Origin of the sequence: Agromyces mediolanus, assembly GCF_014648575.1 — a bacterium.
GTDB classification, from domain to species: domain Bacteria; phylum Actinomycetota; class Actinomycetes; order Actinomycetales; family Microbacteriaceae; genus Agromyces; species Agromyces mediolanus.
Window position 1 is genome coordinate 307,884 of sequence record NZ_BMRJ01000002.1, and the last position, 18,926, is coordinate 326,809.

Annotated in this window: 15 protein-coding genes and 1 tRNA gene; 14 read left to right on the top strand and 2 right to left on the bottom strand. The window is 73.6% G+C overall.

Annotated features, from left to right (window positions below; all coding sequences use genetic code 11):
• The first annotated feature begins 63 nt into the window (after nt 1-63).
• Nucleotides 64-136, top strand: a tRNA-Arg gene (locus IEY71_RS11280).
• A 133-nt stretch (nt 137-269) separates the two neighbouring features.
• A complete protein-coding gene (locus IEY71_RS11285; protein WP_189085433.1) occupies nt 270-1,067 on the top strand; it encodes a glutamine amidotransferase in 798 nt (265 codons plus the stop codon).
• Here the strand turns inward: IEY71_RS11285 and IEY71_RS11290 are convergent.
• Nucleotides 1,049-1,804, bottom strand: coding sequence for a YggS family pyridoxal phosphate-dependent enzyme (locus IEY71_RS11290; protein ID WP_189085434.1), 756 nt, complete (start codon nt 1,802-1,804; stop codon nt 1,049-1,051). The two genes, IEY71_RS11285 and IEY71_RS11290, sit on opposite strands and share 19 nt — an antisense overlap.
• A gap of 50 nt (nt 1,805-1,854) precedes the next feature.
• Between IEY71_RS11290 and IEY71_RS11295 the strand changes: the two genes are divergently transcribed.
• From IEY71_RS11295 to IEY71_RS11305, 3 genes are read left to right on the top strand one after another with little or no spacing between them, the layout of a single operon-like run.
• A complete protein-coding gene (locus IEY71_RS11295) occupies nt 1,855-3,201 on the top strand; it encodes an aminotransferase class I/II-fold pyridoxal phosphate-dependent enzyme (protein ID WP_189085435.1) in 1,347 nt (448 codons plus the stop codon).
• A gap of 16 nt (nt 3,202-3,217) precedes the next feature.
• Nucleotides 3,218-4,579, top strand: coding sequence for a 4-aminobutyrate--2-oxoglutarate transaminase (gene gabT, locus IEY71_RS11300; protein WP_189085436.1), 1,362 nt, complete (start codon nt 3,218-3,220; stop codon nt 4,577-4,579).
• A gap of 54 nt (nt 4,580-4,633) precedes the next feature.
• Nucleotides 4,634-6,037 (top strand): MFS transporter, encoded by a 1,404-nt coding sequence (locus IEY71_RS11305; RefSeq protein WP_189085437.1) that lies wholly within the window; start codon nt 4,634-4,636, stop codon nt 6,035-6,037.
• 12 nt (nt 6,038-6,049) lie between these two features.
• Here the strand turns inward: IEY71_RS11305 and IEY71_RS11310 are convergent, their stop codons facing one another.
• Nucleotides 6,050-6,493, bottom strand: a complete 444-nt coding sequence (locus IEY71_RS11310; protein ID WP_189085438.1) for a MarR family winged helix-turn-helix transcriptional regulator — start codon at nt 6,491-6,493, stop codon at nt 6,050-6,052.
• 119 nt (nt 6,494-6,612) lie between these two features.
• On the opposite strand from IEY71_RS11310, the gene IEY71_RS11315 reads away from it, so the two are divergent.
• The 9 genes from IEY71_RS11315 (at nt 6,613) to IEY71_RS11355 (ending at nt 18,922) form a co-directional block, all read left to right on the top strand.
• The gene (locus IEY71_RS11315) at nt 6,613-7,092 is read left to right on the top strand and encodes an Lrp/AsnC family transcriptional regulator (RefSeq protein ID WP_189085439.1); all 480 of its coding nucleotides are present in this window, start codon (nt 6,613-6,615) and stop codon (nt 7,090-7,092) included.
• 250 nt (nt 7,093-7,342) lie between these two features.
• Entirely contained in the window at nt 7,343-8,821 is a 1,479-nt protein-coding gene (locus tag IEY71_RS11320; protein ID WP_189085440.1) for an amidase, read from the top strand.
• The gene (locus IEY71_RS11325) at nt 8,818-10,065 is read left to right on the top strand and encodes an alpha/beta hydrolase family protein (protein ID WP_229781695.1); all 1,248 of its coding nucleotides are present in this window, start codon (nt 8,818-8,820) and stop codon (nt 10,063-10,065) included. The genes IEY71_RS11320 and IEY71_RS11325 overlap by 4 nt, the downstream gene beginning before the upstream one ends.
• 58 nt (nt 10,066-10,123) lie before the next feature.
• On the top strand, nt 10,124-11,584 hold the full coding sequence (locus IEY71_RS11330) for an MFS transporter (protein ID WP_189085441.1): 1,461 nt from the start codon (nt 10,124-10,126) through the stop codon (nt 11,582-11,584).
• Nucleotides 11,581-12,339 (top strand): SDR family NAD(P)-dependent oxidoreductase, encoded by a 759-nt coding sequence (locus IEY71_RS11335; RefSeq protein WP_189085442.1) that lies wholly within the window; start codon nt 11,581-11,583, stop codon nt 12,337-12,339. The genes IEY71_RS11330 and IEY71_RS11335 overlap by 4 nt, the downstream gene beginning before the upstream one ends.
• 53 nt (nt 12,340-12,392) lie before the next feature.
• On the top strand, nt 12,393-13,640 hold the full coding sequence (locus IEY71_RS11340) for an aminotransferase class V-fold PLP-dependent enzyme (protein WP_189085443.1): 1,248 nt from the start codon (nt 12,393-12,395) through the stop codon (nt 13,638-13,640).
• Nucleotides 13,630-15,774: a hydantoinase/oxoprolinase family protein gene (locus IEY71_RS11345; protein ID WP_229781696.1), complete on the top strand. Its 2,145-nt coding sequence runs from the start codon at nt 13,630-13,632 to the stop codon at nt 15,772-15,774. Before IEY71_RS11340 ends, IEY71_RS11345 begins: the two co-directional genes overlap by 11 nt.
• Nucleotides 15,771-17,561: a hydantoinase B/oxoprolinase family protein gene (locus IEY71_RS11350; protein WP_189085444.1), complete on the top strand. Its 1,791-nt coding sequence runs from the start codon at nt 15,771-15,773 to the stop codon at nt 17,559-17,561. The genes IEY71_RS11345 and IEY71_RS11350 overlap by 4 nt, the downstream gene beginning before the upstream one ends.
• Nucleotides 17,558-18,922, top strand: coding sequence for a transaminase (locus IEY71_RS11355; protein ID WP_229781697.1), 1,365 nt, complete (start codon nt 17,558-17,560; stop codon nt 18,920-18,922). Before IEY71_RS11350 ends, IEY71_RS11355 begins: the two co-directional genes overlap by 4 nt.
• Nucleotides 18,923-18,926 lie beyond the last annotated feature (4 nt).

Below are 18,926 nucleotides of genomic sequence, written 5' to 3' on the forward strand. Positions count from 1 at the left end.
TCGGCCGTGGGATAGAGTGACGTGGTTGCCTGATCGCAGAGCCTGCGCCAGGCGGCATCTGATGCGCCCGTAGCTCAATGGATAGAGCATCTGACTACGGATCAGAAGGTTGGGGGTTCGAGTCCCTCCGGGCGCACGGAATGAGAACGGCCCCAGCTTCGGCTGGGGCCGTTCTGCGTTTCCGGAGCTGTCCCGCGTTTCCGGAGCTCGCCGTGCGCTCGGAGTAGCGACCTCTTTTGTCCTAGGACGTATTCCCCTAGGCTGGCGCCGTGCGCGCAGCTGACGACCCGGCGACCGGCAACGAGCGACCCCCGACCGCCCTCGCCATCCGGCACGTCCGCTTCGAGGATCTCGGGCTCTTCGAGCCCGTGCTCCGCGAGCGCGGCTACGAGGTGCGCTACGCCGACGTCGGGGCGGGGGAGTTCGACGCGCGCGCCGTCGCCGACGCCGAGCTGGTCGTCGTGCTCGGCGGTCCGATCGGCGTGTACGAGGCCGACGATTACCCGGTGCTGCGCGCGGAGACCGCCGCCCTCGCCGAACGCCTCGGCCGTGGCGCGCCGACGCTCGGCGTCTGCCTCGGTGCGCAGCTGCTCGCCGTGGCGGCGGGCGCCGAGGTGCGGGCGACGGGCGCGCACGAGATCGGCTTCGCTCCGCTCGAGCTGAGCGCCGCGGGGCTCGCCTCGCCGCTCGCGCGACTGGCGGGGGTGCCGGTGCTGCACTGGCACGGCGACGCCTTCGAGATCCCCGCCGGGGCCGCCTCGCTCGCCGCGACGCCGGGATTTCCGAACCAGGCCTTCGCGCTCGGCGACACGGCCCTCGCGCTGCAGTTCCACCTCGAGGCCGATCCCGCGCGCATCGACGAGTGGCTGATCGGCCACACGCACGAGCTCCGCGCGGTCGGCGCGGACGTCCGGGCCATCCGCGCCGACGCCGCGCGCCTCGGCCCCGAGCTCGCCGTCGCGGGCGCGGCGGTGCTGGGCGATTGGCTCGACCGGATGCCTCGACCGGGCGCTGCGGGACGCACCCGCTCGGCCGAGCGCCCGCGCCCTCAGCCCTCCGGCCAGTAGTACGAGTCCGGCAGCGGTCGCTCGCCGAAGATCGCCTGCCCCACCCGCACCGTCGTCGCCCCCTCGGCGATGGCGAGCTCGTAATCGCCCGACATGCCCATCGACAGCTCGTCGAGCGAGACGCCGTCGGGGGCGTCGTCGCGCAGCCGGTCGCGGGTCTCGCGGAGCAGCCGGAAGCAGCGCCGCACCCGCTCGGCGTCGGCGCTGAACACCGCGAGCGTCATCAGCCCGCGGACGCGCAGCGAGGCGAAGGCGGGGAGCTCGGCGAGAAATCCGCCGAGCTCCTCGGGGGCGAGGCCGGACTTCTGCGGCTCGGCCGAGGTGTTCACCTGCACGAAGACGTCGAGCGAGCGGCCGGCCGCCTGCAGCCGGCGGTCGAGCGCCGCCGCGACGCGCACGCTGTCGAGCGCCTGGAACTCGCTCGCGAACTCGGCCACGTACTTCGCCTTGTTCGTCTGGAGGTGCCCGATCACGGCCCACTCGACGGGCAGTTCGGCGAGTTCGGCGGCCTTCTGTCTGGCCTCCTGCACCTTGTTCTCGCCGAGCAGGGTCGCGCCCGCCGCGATCGCGAGCCGCACCCGCTCGGCGGGCACGGTCTTGCTCACGGGCAGGAGCCGCACCGAGCCGGGCGGGCGGCCGGCCTCGCGCTCGGCGGCGCGGATGCGCCGGTGCACCGCCTCGATGCGCTCCGCGAACTCGGCCGCGCTCGTCGGGGTCGGCCAGGATTCCGCAGCCATGTTCCACGCACCTCTCGCAATTGTCCTAGGACAAAAGCTAGTATCGACGCATGAGCATCGCAAACGACCGCCGCATCACCGGGTCGACCGCGGCCGACATCGTCGGCCGGGTGCGCGACCTCGTCGCGGCCGGCGAGCTCGGCCCGGGCGAGACGCTCCCGCCGATCCGCGAGCTCGCCCAGGAGCTCGGCGTGAACCGCAACACCGTCGCCGCGGCGTACCGCCTGCTCGTCTCCTCCGGGGCCGCCGAGGCCCGCGGCCGCGCCGGCACCGCGATCGCCGGGGTCCCCGTGCTCGCCCGGGAGGGTGCCGCCTCGCCCGCCCGGGTCGTGAACCTCGCCTCCGGCAATCCCGATCCGGCGCTGCTCCCCGACGCGCAGGCCGTGCTCTCCCGCCTCGACTACGCGCCAGCCCTCTACGGCACCCCCGGCATCGACGCCGAGCTCGGCGACTGGGCCAGGCGCAGCCTCGGCGCCGAGCTCGAGCGCGAGTTCCGCATCGTGCTCGCGCACGGCGCGGTCGACGCCGTCGAACGGCTGCTCACCGCGCACCTCACCCGCGGCGACGGCGTCGCCGTCGAAGACCCCTGCTTCCTCTCCAGCATCGGCACGCTGCGACTGAACGGCTTCCGCACCCACCCCGTGCCCGTGGACGAGCACGGCATGACCCCCGGCGCCCTCGACGCCGCCATCGAGGACGGGGCGCGCGCCGTCATCCTGACGCCCCGCGCGCACAACCCGACCGGGGCGAGCCTCAGCGCCCGGCGCGCGGCCGAGCTGCGCGGCGTGCTCGAGCGCCACCCGCACGTCCTCGTCATCGAGGACGACCACTTCTCGGCCATCTCCGCCGAGCCCTACCGCCGCTCGACCCCGAGCTCGACGAACCGCTGGGCGCTCGTGCGCTCGGTGTCCAAGTTCCTCGGCCCCGACCTGCGGCTCGCCTTCGTCGCCGCCGATCCCGACACCGCCGCCCGCCTCGAGACCCGGCTGAACTCCGGCACGAACTGGGTGAGCCACCTGCTCCAGCGGCTCGTGCTCGAACTGCTCTCGGGCGAGCGCGCCGAGGCGGACCTCGCGCGGGCCCGCGACGCGTACGCCAGCAGGGCGGCCGCGCTCGTCGCGGCGCTCGCGGAGCGCGGCATCCCCGTCGCCGGCCGCCCCGACGGGCTCAACGTCTGGATCGAGTTCGACCGCCCGAGCGAGCGCCTCGTCGCCGCCATGGGGGAGCGCGGCTGGCAGCTCCGATCCGGCGAGCCGTTCGCGAGCGAGGACCGACGCCACCGCAACGCCGTGCGCGTGACCACCGCGGCGCTCGCCGAGGCATCCGCCCCGGCGTTCGCCGAAGACCTCGCGGATGCCGCGACGAGGCTCGGCCTCGCCGCGCGCCGCCCGAACTGAACCGAGAGGACCGATCATGACGCTCACCGCTCCCGCCGCCGCTCACGAGGCCGCCCACGCCCCCGAGCTCACCCGCGCCGAACTGCTGCGCACCGAGGTGCCCGGCCCTGAGAGCCGCCGGCTGCACGCCGAGCGCCTCGAGCACGTGCCGCAGGGCGTGTCGTGGGCCCTGCCCGTGTACATCGAGTCCGGCTCCGGCGCGATCCTCACCGACGTCGACGGCAACCGCTTCGTCGACCTCGGCTCGGGCATCGGCGTCACGACCGTCGGCCACGCCGACCCGGCCGTCGTCGCCGCCGCGAGCGCCCAGCTCGCGAGGCTCACGCACACGCTCTACACGGTCACCCCGTACCGCGGCTACGCCGAGCTGGCCGCGAAGCTCGCCGAGCGCACCCCCGGCGACCACGCGAAGAAGACCCTGTTCGTGAACTCGGGCGCCGAGGCGGTCGAGAACGCCGTGAAGATCGCCCGCAAGCACACGGGGCGGCGCGCGGTCGCCGTGCTCGACCACGCGTTCCACGGCCGCACCATGCTGACGATGGCGATGAACCACAAGGCCGCCCCCTACGGCACCGGCTTCGGCCCGTTCGCGGGCGACGTGCACCGGGTGCCGAACTCGTACCCGTACCGGGACGGCCTCGACGGCGCCGAGGCGGCGGCCCGCACGATCGCCTACCTGGAGCGGCGCATCGGCGTGGGCGAGCTCGCCGCCGTCATCGCCGAGCCGATCCAGGGCGAGGGCGGCTTCATCGTGCCGGCCGAGGGCTACCTGCCCGCGCTGCAGCGCTGGGCGAGCGCCAACGGCGTCGTGTTCGTGGCCGACGAGATCCAGTCGGGCCTCGCCCGCACCGGCCGCTGGTTCGCGAGCGAGCACTTCGGGCTCGTGCCCGACCTCGTGCTCACGGCCAAGGGCATCGCGGGCGGGCTGCCGCTCGCGGGCGTCACCGGCCGCGCCGAGATCATGGATTCCGCGCTGCCCGGCGGCCTCGGCGGCACCTTCGGCGGCAACCCCGTCGCCGTCGCCGCGGCGCTCGCCGTGTTCGAGCAGATCGAGCGCGACGGGCTGCTCGCCGAGGCCGAGCGCATCGGCGCCACGCTCGGAGGCCTGCTCGCGGAGCTGGCCCGGCGGCACGCGGTCGTCGGCGAGGTGCGCGGGCACGGCGCGATGCTCGCCTTCGAGCTCGTCGAGCCCGGCACGAAGACCCCGCTCGCCGGGGCCGCGCAGCGGGTCGCGGCGCACGCGGCGCAGCAGGGGGTGCTGCTGCTCACGGCGGGCAGCTACGACAACGTCATCCGCTTCCTGCCGACGCTGCGCACCGACGACCGGATGCTCCGCTACGCCGTCGCCGTGATCGACGAGGCGCTCGCCGGCCTCTGAGCCGCGGGCGCCGCCGGGTCGCGCGAGCGGCGCGCCGCGCGCCATACTGGTTAAGTGACTGAACTAGATCCGCTCTCGTCGCGGCGCGCGGCGACCGTGCTCGTCGGCCTCACCGTGGGCCTCTTCGGCTCCGCGTCGAGCGCCATGATCGTGGCGAACACCCTGCCCGCGATCGAGGCGGATCTCGGCGCGGACCCGGCCGGCGGCAGCTGGGTCGTCGTCGGCTCGCTGCTCGCGATGACCGTGTCGATCCCGCTCTGGGGGCGGCTCGCCGACGCCGTCGACGGCAAGCGGGTCGTGCAGGCGGCGTTCGTCCTCTTCGTGATCGGATGCCTCGGCGGGGGCCTCGCCCCGGGCCTCGGCGGTCTCATCGCGAGCCGGGCGGTGCAGGGCGTCGCGATGGGCGGCATCCTCGTGTCGAGCCAGGCGGTCATCGCCCGGGCCGTGCCCGGCCGGCGCCGGGCGGCGTACCTCGGCTACCTCGGCGCGACGATGTCGATCGCGAGCCTCTGCGGCCCGCTCATCGGCGGCTTCCTCGTGGAGCTGCCCGGCGCCGGCTGGCGTTCGGCGTTCTTCGTGCTCATCCCGTTCGCGCTCGTCGGCCTCGTCGTCGTGGAGGCGGCGCTGCCCCGGCGAGCCGGGCCGGGCGGCTTCCGTGTCGACGCGGCCGGACTCGCCCTGCTCGCCCTCGCCGTCACCGCGCTCCTGCTGCTCGTGACCTTCGGCGGCGTCGGCTTCGCCTGGTGGTCGCCGCAGAGCCTCGTCCTCGGCGCGGTCGGCCTGCTCGCCGCGCTCGCCCTCGTGCTCGTCGAACGCCGGGTCGCCGACCCCGTCCTCGACCTCGCCGCGCTCGCCGTGCCCGCCGTGCGCTGGAGCGTCGTCGGCAGCGTCGCGATCGGCGCGGTCATGTTCTCCGCGGTGCTCTACCTGAGCCAGTACTGGCAGCTCGCGCGCGGGGTCTCGGCCGCGGTCACCGGCCTCCTCGTCGCGCCGCTGCTCGTCGCGACGCTCGTCGCCTCGATCGTGACCGGCCACGTGGTGGCGCACGGGCCGCGGGCGCGGGGCCGCGCGCTGCTGCTCGGCTCGATCCTGCTCGCGGCGGGGCTCGCCGGGCTCGCGACCGTCGGGCTCGCGCCGCCGGCGTGGCTCGTCATCGCGGCCGCGGGCCTCGTCGGGCTCGGCATGGGCGCGCTCATGCAGACGTTCCTGCTCGTCGCGCAGCTCGCGGCGGGCGGCGAACGGGTGGGCCGCACGACCTCGCTCGTGAGCATGCTGCGTTCCCTCAGCGGGGCGGCGGGCGTCGCCGTGCTCGGCGCGGTGGTCGCGGCGCTCGCGCCGGGGGAGGGCTACGCGGCCGCCGCGGCCGTCGCCTTCGGGGCGGCCGCCGTGGTCTCGCTCGGGGCGGTCGTGGCCGCGCTCGTGCTCGGCCGGGACCGGGGCGCGGCAGGGCACGAGTAAGGCCCGCGCGCGTCAGACCCGGCTGCCGAAGTCCCGGTCGACCTGCTCGTCGAGGGCGAGCTCCAGCGGGACCGTGTCGAGCGCCGCGAGCGCGCCCGTCGCATCGCCGAGCACCTCGCGGAACCGGGCGAGGAGCAGCCGCTCCGCCTCCTGCAGCCGATCGATGCCGTGCTCGGTGACGACGAAGACGACGCCGCGGCCATCCGTCTTCGAGGACTCGCGGGCGATCAGTCCCGCCTTCACCATCCCGTTCGTGAGCGAGGTGACCGCCGGTCGGGTCACCGCGGTGGCCTGCGCCAGCTCGTAGGCGCGGCGACCGGCGTCGCGCGCGCTGTTCAGCGCGCGGTACTGGGCGAGGTTCAGCCCGGCCTCCTCGCAGGCCTGCTGCGCGATGCGCGCGAGCCGGATCACGGTGCGGACGGAGGCGAGGAGAGCGGCGGGATCGTCGGAGTGCATGGCTGCCTTTCGGGTGCGTGGCCCGCCTCGTACCCTACGGCTCCGCGACGGTATCCTGCAGGAGCGCGATCGGAGCGGCCCGCGGGGCGCGGCCGATCCCGACGGAATCGGAGGCCGGGATGGCGGACGCACTGACGGGTGCCGGAGCGACCCCGGCGCTCGACGACATCGACAAGGCGCTCATCCGGCTGCTGCAGACCGACGGGCGCATGCCGTACTCGAAGCTCGGCCCGGCGGTCGGGCTCTCGAGTGCCGCGGCCCGGCAGCGCGTGCAACGGCTGATGGAGTCGGGCGTCATCGAGATCGTCGCCGTGTCGCAGCCGCTGAAGCTCGGCTTCCACATCCAGGCGATGGTCGGCATCCGGGCGGACGGCGACATCCGCGCGCTGGCGGCTGCGCTCGCCGAGGTCGAGCAGCTCGTCTACGTCGTCGTCTCCTCGGGCCACTACGACCTGATCGTCGAGCTCGTCTGCACCGACGCCCGCGAGCTGCTGGCGATCGTGAACGACCGCATCCGCACCCTGCCAGGGGTGACCTCGACCGAGACCTACAACTACCTCTACATCGAGAAGGTCAAGTACGCCTGGGGGACCGCCTAGGCCTCGCCCCGTCGCGGTCGGCCTCGGGTCGGCCGGTGTTCGGCGACCCCGCGAACCCGGCTCCCGGCGCTCGCGGACGGCATCGGAACGCTCGGTGCGCCGGTCGCCTCGCCGTTGAATCGCTCGCCCTCGCAATCGAATCGATCGTTCCGTTATGGATTCGCAATCGAAACAGTGGCGGAAAAGTAGTTAAGGGGCAATACTTCTTTTAGCGATACCGACCGGGATCGCCGACCACGAAGGAGTGAGCATGATCGGACTACCCGACGACCTCGACGGCCTCGGCCAGGCCGCGCTCGTGCGCGCGGGCGAGGTCACCCCGGCCGAACTGCTCGAGGACGCCATCGAGCGCGTCGAGACCCGCAACCCGGCCGTGAACGCCGTCATCGGCACGATGTACGACGAGGCGCGGCGCGCGGTCGGCGAGCCGATCCCCGACGGGCCGTTCACCGGCGTGCCGTTCCTCCTGAAGGACGGCGGCGGCGTCGGCTACGCCGGCGTGCCGATGACCTCGGCGAGCCGCTTCCTGCAGGACTACGTGCCCGCGCGCGACGGCGAGCTCACCCGCCGCTACAAGGCGGCCGGCCTCATCCCCTTCGGCAAGACCAACCTGCCCGAGTTCGGCCTCCAGCCGACGACGGAGCCCGAGCTCTTCGGCCCGACCCGCAACCCCTGGAACCTCGGTCTCTCCGCGGGCGGCTCCAGCGGCGGCGCGGCCGCGGCCGTCGCGACCCGGATGGTGCCCATGGCCAACGCGAGCGACAGCGGCGGCTCCATCCGCATCCCCGCCTCGAACTGCGGCGTCTTCGGCATGAAGCCGACCCGGCTGCGGATCAGCTCGGCGCGGCGGCACACGGGCCTCAGCAGCCGGATGGCGGTGCTCAGCGAGCACGCCGTCACCCTGAGCGTTCGCGACTGCGCGACGCTGCTCGACGCGACCGCCGGCCCGCTCCCCGGCGACCCCTTCGTCGCCCCGCGCCCCGAGCGCCCGTACGCCGAGGAGGTCGGCCGCGACCCCGGCCGCCTGCGGATCGTCTACAGCACCGCCTCGCCCCTCGGCATCCCGCTGCACCCCGACTGCGTCGCCGCGGTCGAGGACGCCGCGAGGCTGTGCGAGGAGCTCGGCCACCACGTCGAGCTCCGCGAGCCGGACATCGACGGCACGGCGCTCGTCGGACCGTTCTCGACGGTCTCCGCGGGCGGCCTCGCCTGGGACATCGCCCGACTCGAACGCCTCACCGGCCGCACCGCGATCGCCGAGCTCTTCGAGCCGGCGACCTGGGCCATGATCGAGCAGGGCCGCTCGAGCGGGGTCACGATCCTGCAGTACCTCGACGCGCTCGCCGAGCTGCAGACGCTCAGTCAGCGGCTCGCCGACTTCCAGCGGCCCTACGACGTGTGGCTCACCCCGACGGCGGGCAGCGTCGCGCCGCCGCTCGGCTCGTTCGCCTCGGATGCCTCGGACCCGCTCCGCGGCCAGCGCGCCGCCGGCCTCTTCCTCCCCTTCACCACCCTCATCAACGTGACCGGCCAGCCCGCCATGTCCGTCCCGCTGTACTGGACGGCCGACGGCATCCCGGTCGGCACCCACTTCGTCGGCCCGTACGGCGACGAAGGGCTGCTCTACCGCCTCGCGGCCCAGCTCGAGGCGGCCCGCCCCTGGGCGGGACGGCGGCCCGACACCGCACGAACCCCCGACCACCACGCCGCGAAGGAGACGCAGCAGTGACCGACACCGCAGCACGACCGATCACCCCCGTGAACGAGCACGTCCCCGGCCCGCACTGGACCTCGTTCCGATTCTTCGAGAGCGAGGTGATGGACGACCAGTTCAAGCACCAGCTCGGCCAGATGTTCTACGGCGGCTCCGACCTCGGCGAATGCCTCGAGGTCGCCGGGCGCATCGCCTCGGACGACGAGCAGATGTGGCTCGACGAGTGGTCCTCGCTCGCCGGCCGCCTCCAGGAGCGCGCCGAGCAGGCCGAGGGCCGCGGCCACCGGCAGTCCGCCGCTTCGCTCTACAAGCGGGCCGCGACGTACTGGCGCGGCTCGCTCATCCACCACGCCCTGCCCGACGAGCCGCGCACCCGCACGAACGCGCTCGACGCGTACCGCTGCTGGGACCGCTATCTCGAGCTCTCCGGCTTCCCCGGTGAGGCGCTGCAGATCCCGTACGAGTCGAGCTTCCTGCCCGCCTACCTCTACCGCAGCCCGATCGCGGAGGCGAAGGCGCCGCTGCTCATCTTCTTCCAGGGGCGCGACGCCTGGAGCGAGGACACCGGCTGGGTGTACGAGAACGCCATCCGCCGCGGCTACCACGCGCTCTCGGTGCATTGCCCGGGCCAGGGCATGGCGATCCGGGTGAACGGCCTGCCGTTCCGGCCGGACTGGGAGAACGTCGTCACCCCGATCGTCGACGTCGCCGTGCAGCTCGAGGGCGTCGACCCCGAGCGCATCGGTCTCATGGGGCTGAGCTTCGGCGGCCACCTCGCGCCGCGCGCCGCCGCCTTCGAGAAGCGGCTCAAGGTCTGCATCGCGAACCCGGGCGCCATCCACTGGGGCGAGTCGATCCGCATCGGCCTGCCGCCCGCCCTGACCGAGGCGTACGCCGACGGCCCCGACACCTTCAACGCCGTCGCCGGCGCGGTGTCCGACGCCTCGCCGGTCGCCTCCTGGTTCCTCCGCGACTCGATGTGGAAGCACGGCGTCGCCACCCCCTACGAGCTCATGGTCGAGTTCGACAAGTTCGACATCCGCGAGCTCGCCGGGCGGATCGAGGCGGAGACGCTCGTCATGGACGGCACCGAGGAGGTCTTCGAGGCCGGTCAGGCGCACCAGCTCTACGAGGCGCTCACCTGCCGCAAGGAGCTCATGCTCTTCGACGCCTCGACGACCGCGCAGCTGCACTGCCAGACGGGCGCGTTCGGCACCGCAGGCGAGTACCTCTTCGACTGGCTCGACGGCCGCCTCTGATGCAGTCCCGCCGGGCCCGACCGGGCCCGGCGGCCTCCCCCGATCGAAGGACGATGACGTGACCGAGATCCCCAACACCCGAAAGCCCCCCGAGCCCGCGGCCGAGCGCGCCGCCGCGCCCGCCCACCCGCACGCGGACGGCCTCGACGACGTCGTCGACGCCGTCGCCGACGCCATCCTGCCCGGCATGCAGGAGTCCATCTCGCTCCGCGAGACCCTCCGCCGCGGCGGCTGGAGCGTCGTCTCGCTCGCCGTGCCGCTCGTCATGATGGAGCAGCTCGTGCGCGACGCGGGCACGACCCTCGCCCCCGACATCCAGCGCTCCTTCCAGCTCGACGACGCCATGCTCATCGCGGTGCTCGCCTTCTCCGGCGTCGCGCTCACTCTGCTCGGCCCGCCGATGGCGTACCTGGCCGACCGGATGCGTCGCCGCTACCTCGTCGTCGGCTCGGCCGCGCTCGGCACCGGCGCGCTGGTGTGGGCGTTCTTCGCGAGCTCGGTCTGGGAGATCTTCGTCGCGATGACGCTGACGGGCCTCGCGGCCGCCTACTCGCAGCCCGTCTTCGGCGCGATGATCGCCGAGGCGTACCCCGTCGAGGGGCGCGGCCGGGTGTACTCCCTGCACGCGATGGCGACCCCGCTCGGCCAGCTCATCGGGCCGACGCTCGCGGGCACCATCGCGGTGCTCTCGGGCGCGGGGGAGAACGCCTGGCGCTACTCCTTCCTCGGCCTCGCCGTGCCCTACGCGGTCCTCGCGGTCTGCGCGGCGATCTTCCTGAAGGAGCCGCCCCGCGGCGGCCACGTCTACGCGGTCGCGACCGGCAACTCGATGGTCTGGGAGCAGCCGATCGGCGTCTTCGCGGCGTTCCGGCGGCTGGTGAAGATCCGCACCTTCCTCTTCCTGTGCATGGGCATCGGCTCGCTCGGGCTCGCGCTGTACGCGGTGCCGATCCAGGTGTCGCTGCTGTTCGGCGGCACGTACGAGCTCGACGCCCTGCAGCGCGGGCTGATCTTCTCGCTGACGCAGATCCCCGTCATCGCCGCCATGCTCATCGGCGGACGCCAGTTCGACCGGCTCTACCGGACGAACCCGGCGCGCACGATGTACCTCGCGATCATCGGCATCGTCGGCTTCGGCGCGGTCATGGTGCTCGGCATCTGGGCGGAGCCGCTGTGGCTGCTGCTCCTCGTCTACGTCGTCGCCATGATGTTCAACGGCCTCACGCTCGTCTCGGTCGGCGCGATCATCGCCTCCGTCACGCCGCCGCGCTACGTCGCGCAGTCGTTCGCGGTGATGACCCTGTTCACCTTCCTCATGGGCGGCTTCTTCGGGGCCGTCATCTCCGGCCTCATCTCGAGCGCCTTCGGCACCCGGCTCGCCATCGCCCTCGCCGTCGGCCTCTCCGCCGTGGCCGCGGCGCTCTTCTACTGGCTCGGATCCCGCACGATCGGCGCCGACGCCCGTCGCGTCGCCGAGGAGATCTCCGAGGAACTCACCGCGAAGGAGGCCGGTCGATGACCGCACCCCACCCGTTCCGCCTCGACGGCAAGGCCGTCATCGTCACCGGCGCGAGCTCCGGCATCGGGGCGGGCATCGCCCGGCTCGCCGCCCGATCCGGGGCCGACGTGCTGCTCGTCGGGCGCTCCCGCTCGCGGCTCGCCGAGCTCGTGCAGGAACTCCGCGAGACGGGCTCGAGCATCGCCTCGATCGCCGTCGACCTCCGCGACGACGGCGCGCCCGAGGCGGTCGTCGCGGCGGCGCTCGAGGCCTTCGACCGGATCGACGTGCTCGTGAACGCCGCCGGCATCTACCGCATGGCCTCGCTCGACGAGACGAGCGACGAGATCTTCGACGAGCACTGGGAGGTGAACGTGCGGGCCCCGTTCCGGCTCACCCGCGCCGTGCACCCTCACCTCGAGGCGGGCGCCTCGATCGTGTTCGTCTCCTCGATGTCGGGCCGCGTCGGCTCGCCGAACGACTCGGCGTACTGCGCCTCGAAGGGCGCGATCGAGCTCATCGTGAAGGCGCTCGCCACCGAGCTCGCGCCCGCCGGCATCCGCGTCAACGCCGTCGCCCCCGGCAACGTGCGCACCCCGATCAACGCGGAGCTCATCACCCCGGAGCTCGAGGCCGAGATCCTCGCCACCACCCCGGCTGGCCGCATCGGCGAGGTCGACGACATCGCCCCGGCCGTGCTCTACCTCGCCTCCGACGCGTCGCGCTACGTCGTCGGCGCGAGCCTCGCCGTCGACGGGGGCTTCACCGCCCAGTGAGCCCGCCGCCGCACCGACCCCACCCGACCACCGCCGTTTCCGAGAGGCCGATCATGACCACCTATCCCAGCGGGCTGACCCGACGCGAGTTCGAGCAGGAGCTCGACCGACTCGAGGTCGTCTCGCGCTTCCCCGAGATGCCGAGCAACCTCTTCGACGAGGGACCGCACCTCGTCGACACCCCGCTCACCCCCTGGGGCGACGAGGTGCGCGAGCTCGCCGTCGACGCCTACCGCCGCTTCATCCACGGCGAGACCTGGATCACCGGGGGCGGCGCGCGCGAGATGGAGGCCGAGGTCATCTCGTGGATGGGCGGGCTGATGGGCGCGGAGACGCCGACGGGATTCCTCACGGCGGGCGGCTCCGAGTCGAACATGTGCGCCATCCTCACGGCGAAGCAGCTCTCCGGGCGGCGCGGCGGCAGCGTCGTGTTCCCCGACAACGGGCACTACTCGCTGCACAAGCTCTGCCGCATGTTCGACCTCGACGCGATCGTCGTGCCCGCCCCCGAGGGCCGCCTGCACGAGGTCGACCCCGCCGCGATCGAGGCGGCCATCCGTCCCGACACCATCGCCATCATCGCGACCGCCGGCACCTGGGCCTTCGGCAGCGTCGACCCGATCGCCGAGATCGGCGAGATCGCCGAGCGGCACGGACTCTACCTGCACGTGGACGGCGCCTTCGGCGGCTACATCCTGCCCTTCCTCGAGCGCTCCGGCTACGACCCGACGATCCCCGTCTGGGACTTCCGGGTGCCGGGCGTGCACTCGATCAGCGCCGACCTGCACAAGAACGGCATGGCGCCGCCTCCCGCCGGCAGCCTGACCTTCCGCGACGAGGCCCTGCTTGCCGCGGCCAAGGAGATCTGCCCGCCGAACGGCACGATGTCGGGCACCCGCGGCGTCGGCCCGATCGCCGGCGCCTGGGCGATGGTACGCCTGCTCGGCCAGGCCGGCTACGAGGCCGTCTCGCTCGCCTCGATGGCGATGCGCGACGAGCTGAACGCCGGGGTCGAGCGCATCGAGGGCCTCGAGATCCACCCGGGCTCGCGGATCAACATGTCGCTCATCCACTCCACGACGCTCGACCTGCGGCCGACCGCCGAGGAGCTGCGCCGCCGCGGCTGGATGTTCGCCGCCCGCTCGGTGCCCGCCCCCGTCGGCATGGTGCTCGTGCCGATGCCGCACAACGTCGGCCGGATCGCCCCGTTCCTCGCCGACCTCGAGGACGCCGTCGGCCTCGCCCGCCCGCTCGACGCCGAGAGCCTGAGCGCCTCGGGGGTGTCGTCGTATGGCTTCTGACCCGCAGGCGCACTCGCAGGCGCACCCGTTGCGCCTCTCCGTCGACATCGGCGGCACCTTCACCGACCTCGTCGTCGAGGAGGGCGGACTGCTCCGCCTCTTCAAGGCGCCGACCGTGCCGAGCGATCCCGTGCAGGGCATCCTCGACGTCATCGGCGTCGCCGCCGCGGCCGAGGGGGTCGGCGCGGGGGACTTCCTCGCCCGCGTCGCGAGTCTCGCGCACGCCACGACCCGCGGGCTGAATGCGGTGCTCACCGGCACGGCGGCGCGCACCGCGCTCCTCGTGACGAGCGGGCACCCCGACGTGCTGCTGCTGCGTGAAGGCGGGCGTCGCGACCCGTACGACTTCACCGTGCCCTACCCGGAGCCGTACGTGCCGCGCCGGCTCACCCTCGAGCTGCCCGGCCGCATCCTCTCCACGGGGGAGGAGTTGGAGCCGCTCGACCTCGCCGCCGTCGAGGCGGCCTGCGATCGCCTGCTCGAGCTCGACGTCGAAGCGGTCGCCGTGTGCCTGCTCTGGGCGACGGTGAACCCGGCGCACGAGCTCGCCGTCGGCGAGGTGCTCGCCCGCCGGCTGGGCGGCATCCCGTTCAGCCTCTCGCACGCGCTGAACCCCTCGCTCCGCGAGTACCGGCGCGCCTCCTCCACCGCGATCGACGCCTCGCTGAAGCCGCTCATGTCCGACTACGTGGCCGCCCTCACCGGTCGGCTGCGGGAGGCCGGGCTCGCGGGGCGGATCCTCATGGTCACCTCGATGGGCGGGGTGGTCGAGGTCGAGGACGCCGCGGCGGCCCCCATCGTCACCCTGAACTCGGGGCCCTCGATGGCGCCCGTCGCCGGGCGCGCCTACGCGGCCGCCGACACCGGCTCCGACGCGGTGATCATCGCGGATGCCGGTGGCACCACCTTCGACGTCACGCTCGTGCGGCGCGGCGAGATCCCCTCGACCCGCACCGCCTGGGTCGGCGAGGAGGGCACCGGCCACCTCACCGGCCTGCCCTCGATCGACGTGAAGAGCGCCGGCGCCGGCGGCGGCAGCATCGCCTGGGTCGACTCCGGCGGACTGCTGCACGTCGGACCGCAGAGCGCCGGCTCGCAGCCGGGCCCCGCCTGCTACGGTCGGGGCGGCACCGCTGCGACCGTGACGGATGCCGCGCTCGTGCTCGGCTACCTCGACGCGGAGCATTTCTCGAGCGGCCGCATGCGGCTCGATGTCGAGGCGGCCCGCCGGGCGATCGAGCACGACGTCGCCGTCCCGCTCGGCCTCGGCCTCGTCGAGGCGGCCTCCGCCGTGCTCGACCTCACCACCGAGCAGATGGTGCACGCGATCGAGGAGATCACCCTGCAGCAGGGCATCGACCCCTCGGCGGCGGTACTCGTCGGCGGCGGTGGCGCCGCGGGGCTGAACGCCGCGGCGGTCGCCGGTCGGCTGGGCTCGCCCTCGCTCGTGATGCCCGCCGTCGGCGCCGCGCTCGCCGCGGCCGGTGCGCTGATGAGCGACTACACCGCGGTGTACTCGTCCACGATCCCGGCGCTCACCTCGGCCTTCGACGCCGAGCGCGTGAACGCGGGGCTCGCGGAGCTGCTCGCCAGAGGGCGCGCCTTCGCCGAGCGGATGGGCGGCGGCGCCGCGAGCATCGGCCTCTACGCCGAGGCGCGCTACCCGCAGCAGATCTGGGAGCTGGAGATCCCGCTCCGCGGCGAGCGGTTCGCCGGCGCCGACGACGTCGCGGGTTTCGTCGCGGACTTCCACGACGTGCACGAGGAGATCCTCGGCATCCGCGACGACGGCTCGCCCGTCGAGGTGGTCAGCTGGGGGGCGCGCGTGCGCGTGCCGCTCGAGCGCGCCGAGGGCGTGCTCTCCGCGCGGCTCGAGTCGGGCACCGTGGCGACCAGCCGCACCGCGTACGTGCGCGGTGCCGGCATGGTCGAGGTGCCGGTGCGCCCGCTGTCCTCGCTCACTCCGGGGCTCGCCGAGCGCGGCCCGATCCTGATCGAGTCGCCGTTCACGACGATCGTCGTCGCCGACGCCAGCTCGGTCGAGATCGCCCCGAGCGGCTCCCTCGTGATCACCCCCGCTGCCCGAACCGCCGGTGCGACCCCCCTGCCCGACCTCGAGGAGAGCCTCCGATGACCGAGCGATCCACCGCCCCCGCGAACGACGGCGCCCAGCTCGCGGTGCTCAGCCACCGCTTGGAGGCGATCGTGCGCCGGATGGCGAACACGCTCGCCCGCTCCGGGCGCTCCGGGGTGTTGAACACGGCGCGGGACTTCTCCTGCTGCATCCTCACCGCCGACGGCGAGGTGCTGACCACGGGGCAGAGCCTGCCGATCCACGTGATGGGCGGGCCCGACCTGCAGGCCGAGGCGCTGCGCGAGTTCTTCCCGGTGATGCGCCGCGGTGACGCCTTCCTGCACAACTCCCCGTACCACGGCAACACGCACGCCGCGGATCACGCGATCATGGTGCCCGTCGTCGACCGCGACGGCGTGCACCGCTTCACCGTCGTCGCGAAGGCGCACCAGGCCGACTGCGGCAACTCGGTGCCGACGACGTACATGGCGAGCGCCCGCGACGTGTACGAGGAGGGCGCCCTCGTGTTCCCCGTGGTGCGGGTCCAGCAGGACTACGCCGACCTCGACGACATCCTGCGGATGTGCGAGATGCGCATCCGGGTGCCGGAGCAGTGGCGCGGCGACTACCTCGCGATCATGGGCAGCGCCCGGATCGGCGAGCGGGCGCTGCTCGAGCTCGGCGAGGAGGTCGGCTGGGACGTGCTCGACGGCTTCTCCCGCGACTGGCTCGACTACAGCGAGCGGCGCATGGAGGTCACGATCCGCGCGCTGCCCGCCGGATCGACGACGAAGTCCACGGTGCACGACCCGTTCCCGGGGGTGCCCGACGGCGTGCCGATCCAGGCGACCGTCACGGTGCTGCCGGAGGAGGGGATGATCGAGGTCGACCTCCGCGACAACCCGGACTGCGTGCCGTCGGGGCTGAACCTCAGCCAGGCGACGTCCCGGGCGGCCGCGTTCATCGGCCTGTTCAACAGCATCGACCACACCATCCCGCACAACCAGGGCAGCTTCCGCCGCGTGCGGGTGCTGCTGCGGGAGAACTGCGTCGTCGGCATCCCGCGTCATCCGGTGAGCTGCTCGGTGGCGACGACCAACCTGTCGAACCGCGTCGGCAACCTCGTGCAACGGGCGATGGCCGAGCTCGGCGCGGGCCTCGGCATGGCCGAGGTCGGCACCGGGATGTCCCCGGCGGAGGCCGTCGTCTCGGGCATCGACCGGCGGGCCGGTGCGACCGCCTTCGTGAACCAGATCTTCACCGGCACGAACGGCGGCGCCGCCGGCCCGCACACGGACGGCTGGCTCACGATGGACGACCTCGGCTCGGGCGGCACGCTGCTGCTCGACAGCGTCGAGATCGACGAGCTCAAGCAGCCCATCGTCATCCACGAGCGCCGGCTCGCGGTCGACACGGAGGGCGCCGGGCACCGCCGCGGCGCGCCGGGCACGATCGTCGAGTACGGGCCCATCGGCGGGCCGATCGAGGCGATCTACGCCAACGACGGCTCGATCAACCCGATGGCGGGCGCGCGCGGCGGACGCGCCGGCGCGCCCTCCAGGCAGCAGAAGCGGACGCGGGACGGATCGCTCGTCGCGCTCGACATCTGCGGCCCCGAGGTGATCGAGGTCGGCGAGCGGCTCGTCGCCCGCACGAGCGGCGGCGGCGGCTACGGCGACCCCGCGACGCGCGAGCCCGAGCTCGTGCTCGCCGATGTCCGCGAGGGCTGGATCAGCGAACGACGGGCGCGCGAGGTGTACCTCGTGCAGATCCGCGACGGACGGATCGATCAGGACGCGACCGGGCAGTTGCGCTCGGCGAAGGAGATGTGGAGGAACCGCGGATGACCGCGACGACGATGGACCGGACCCGGCTCGGGCAGCTGCTCGCCCGCGAGCGCGGGGAGTTCGTGCGGCGCACCCCGGAGTCCCGTCGGCTGCACGAGGCCGCGGCGCCGCACCTGCTCGGCGGCGTGCCGATGACGTGGATGGCGAAGAGCGCCGGGCCGTACCCGCTGTACCTCGACTCGGCCCGCGGGGCGCGGGTGACCGACGCCGACGGCAACCGATACGTCGACTTCTGCCTGGGCGACACGGGCGCGATGGCGGGCCACTCGCCGGCGGCGACGGTCGAAGCGGTCGAGCGGCGCTACGGCCGGCTGGGCGGGGCGACCGCGATGATGCCGACGGAGGACGCGGGGGCCGTCGCCGGCATCCTCGCCGAGCGCTTCGGCGTCGCGGAGTGGAGCTTCTCGCTCTCGGCGACCGATGCGAACCGCTGGGTGCTGCGACTCGCCCGTGCCGTCACCGGCCGGCCGCGCGTGCTCGTGAACAGCTTCAGCTACCACGGCAGCGTCGACGAGTCGTTCATCGTGACCGGCGCCGACGGGCCGAGGGCGCGCCCCGGCAACGTCGGACCCGCCTACGACGTGACCGAGACGAGCCGAGTGGTCGAGTTCAACGATCTCGCCGGCCTCGAACGCGAGCTCGCCGCGGGCGACGTCGCGGCCGTGCTGATGGAGCCGGCGCTGACGAACATGGGCATCGTGCTGCCGGAGCCCGGGTACCTCGCCGGGGTGCGGGAGCTCACGCGAGCGGCCGGGACGCTGCTCATCAACGACGAGACGCACACCTTCTCGGCCGGGCCGGGCGGCTGCACCGCGGCCTGGGGGCTCGAGCCGGACGTGGTCACCCTCGGCAAGGCGATCGCGGGAGGCATCCCGATCGGCGCCTACGGCCTGAGCGCCGAGCTCGCCGACCGGATCTGGTCCGACCCCGAGGCCGACCTGGTCGACACCGGCGGCGTCGGCGGCACGCTCGCCGGCAACGCGTTGAGCCTCGCGGCCGCGCGCGCGACGCTGGAGCGGGTGCTCACGCCCGAGGCGTTCGCGGGAATGACCGCCCTGTCGGGGGAGTACACGGCCGGGGTGCAGGGGCTCATCGACCGCTTCGCGCTGCCGTGGACGGTCACGCAGCTCGGCGCGCGCTCGGAGTACCGCTTCGCCTCGCCGGCACCGCGGAACGGCACGGAGTCGTACCTCGCGACCGACGCGGAGCTCGAGGACTACCTGCACCTCTTCCTGCTGAACCGGGGAATCTTCCTGACGCCGTTCCACAACATGGCGCTCATGTGCCCGGAGACGAGCAGCGCCGACGTCGAGCTGCACCTCGAGGTGCTCGGCGCCGCGCTGGCGGATCTGGCCGGCTGAGGCA

Excerpts from the sequence above, each read along its gene's own strand:
- IEY71_RS11290 (WP_189085434.1), bottom strand. The coding sequence starts at position 1,804 with ATGGCTGCGGAATCCTGGCCGACCCCGACGAGCGCGGCCGAGTTCGCG.
- IEY71_RS11295 (WP_189085435.1), top strand. The coding sequence starts at position 1,855 with ATGAGCATCGCAAACGACCGCCGCATCACCGGGTCGACCGCGGCCGAC.
- gabT (WP_189085436.1), top strand. The coding sequence starts at position 3,218 with ATGACGCTCACCGCTCCCGCCGCCGCTCACGAGGCCGCCCACGCCCCC.
- IEY71_RS11310 (WP_189085438.1), bottom strand. The coding sequence starts at position 6,493 with ATGCACTCCGACGATCCCGCCGCTCTCCTCGCCTCCGTCCGCACCGTG.
- IEY71_RS11315 (WP_189085439.1), top strand. The coding sequence starts at position 6,613 with ATGGCGGACGCACTGACGGGTGCCGGAGCGACCCCGGCGCTCGACGAC.
- IEY71_RS11320 (WP_189085440.1), top strand. The coding sequence starts at position 7,343 with ATGATCGGACTACCCGACGACCTCGACGGCCTCGGCCAGGCCGCGCTC.
- IEY71_RS11335 (WP_189085442.1), top strand. The coding sequence starts at position 11,581 with ATGACCGCACCCCACCCGTTCCGCCTCGACGGCAAGGCCGTCATCGTC.
- IEY71_RS11340 (WP_189085443.1), top strand. The coding sequence starts at position 12,393 with ATGACCACCTATCCCAGCGGGCTGACCCGACGCGAGTTCGAGCAGGAG.
- IEY71_RS11345 (WP_229781696.1), top strand. The coding sequence starts at position 13,630 with ATGGCTTCTGACCCGCAGGCGCACTCGCAGGCGCACCCGTTGCGCCTC.
- IEY71_RS11350 (WP_189085444.1), top strand. The coding sequence starts at position 15,771 with ATGACCGAGCGATCCACCGCCCCCGCGAACGACGGCGCCCAGCTCGCG.
- IEY71_RS11355 (WP_229781697.1), top strand. The coding sequence starts at position 17,558 with ATGACCGCGACGACGATGGACCGGACCCGGCTCGGGCAGCTGCTCGCC.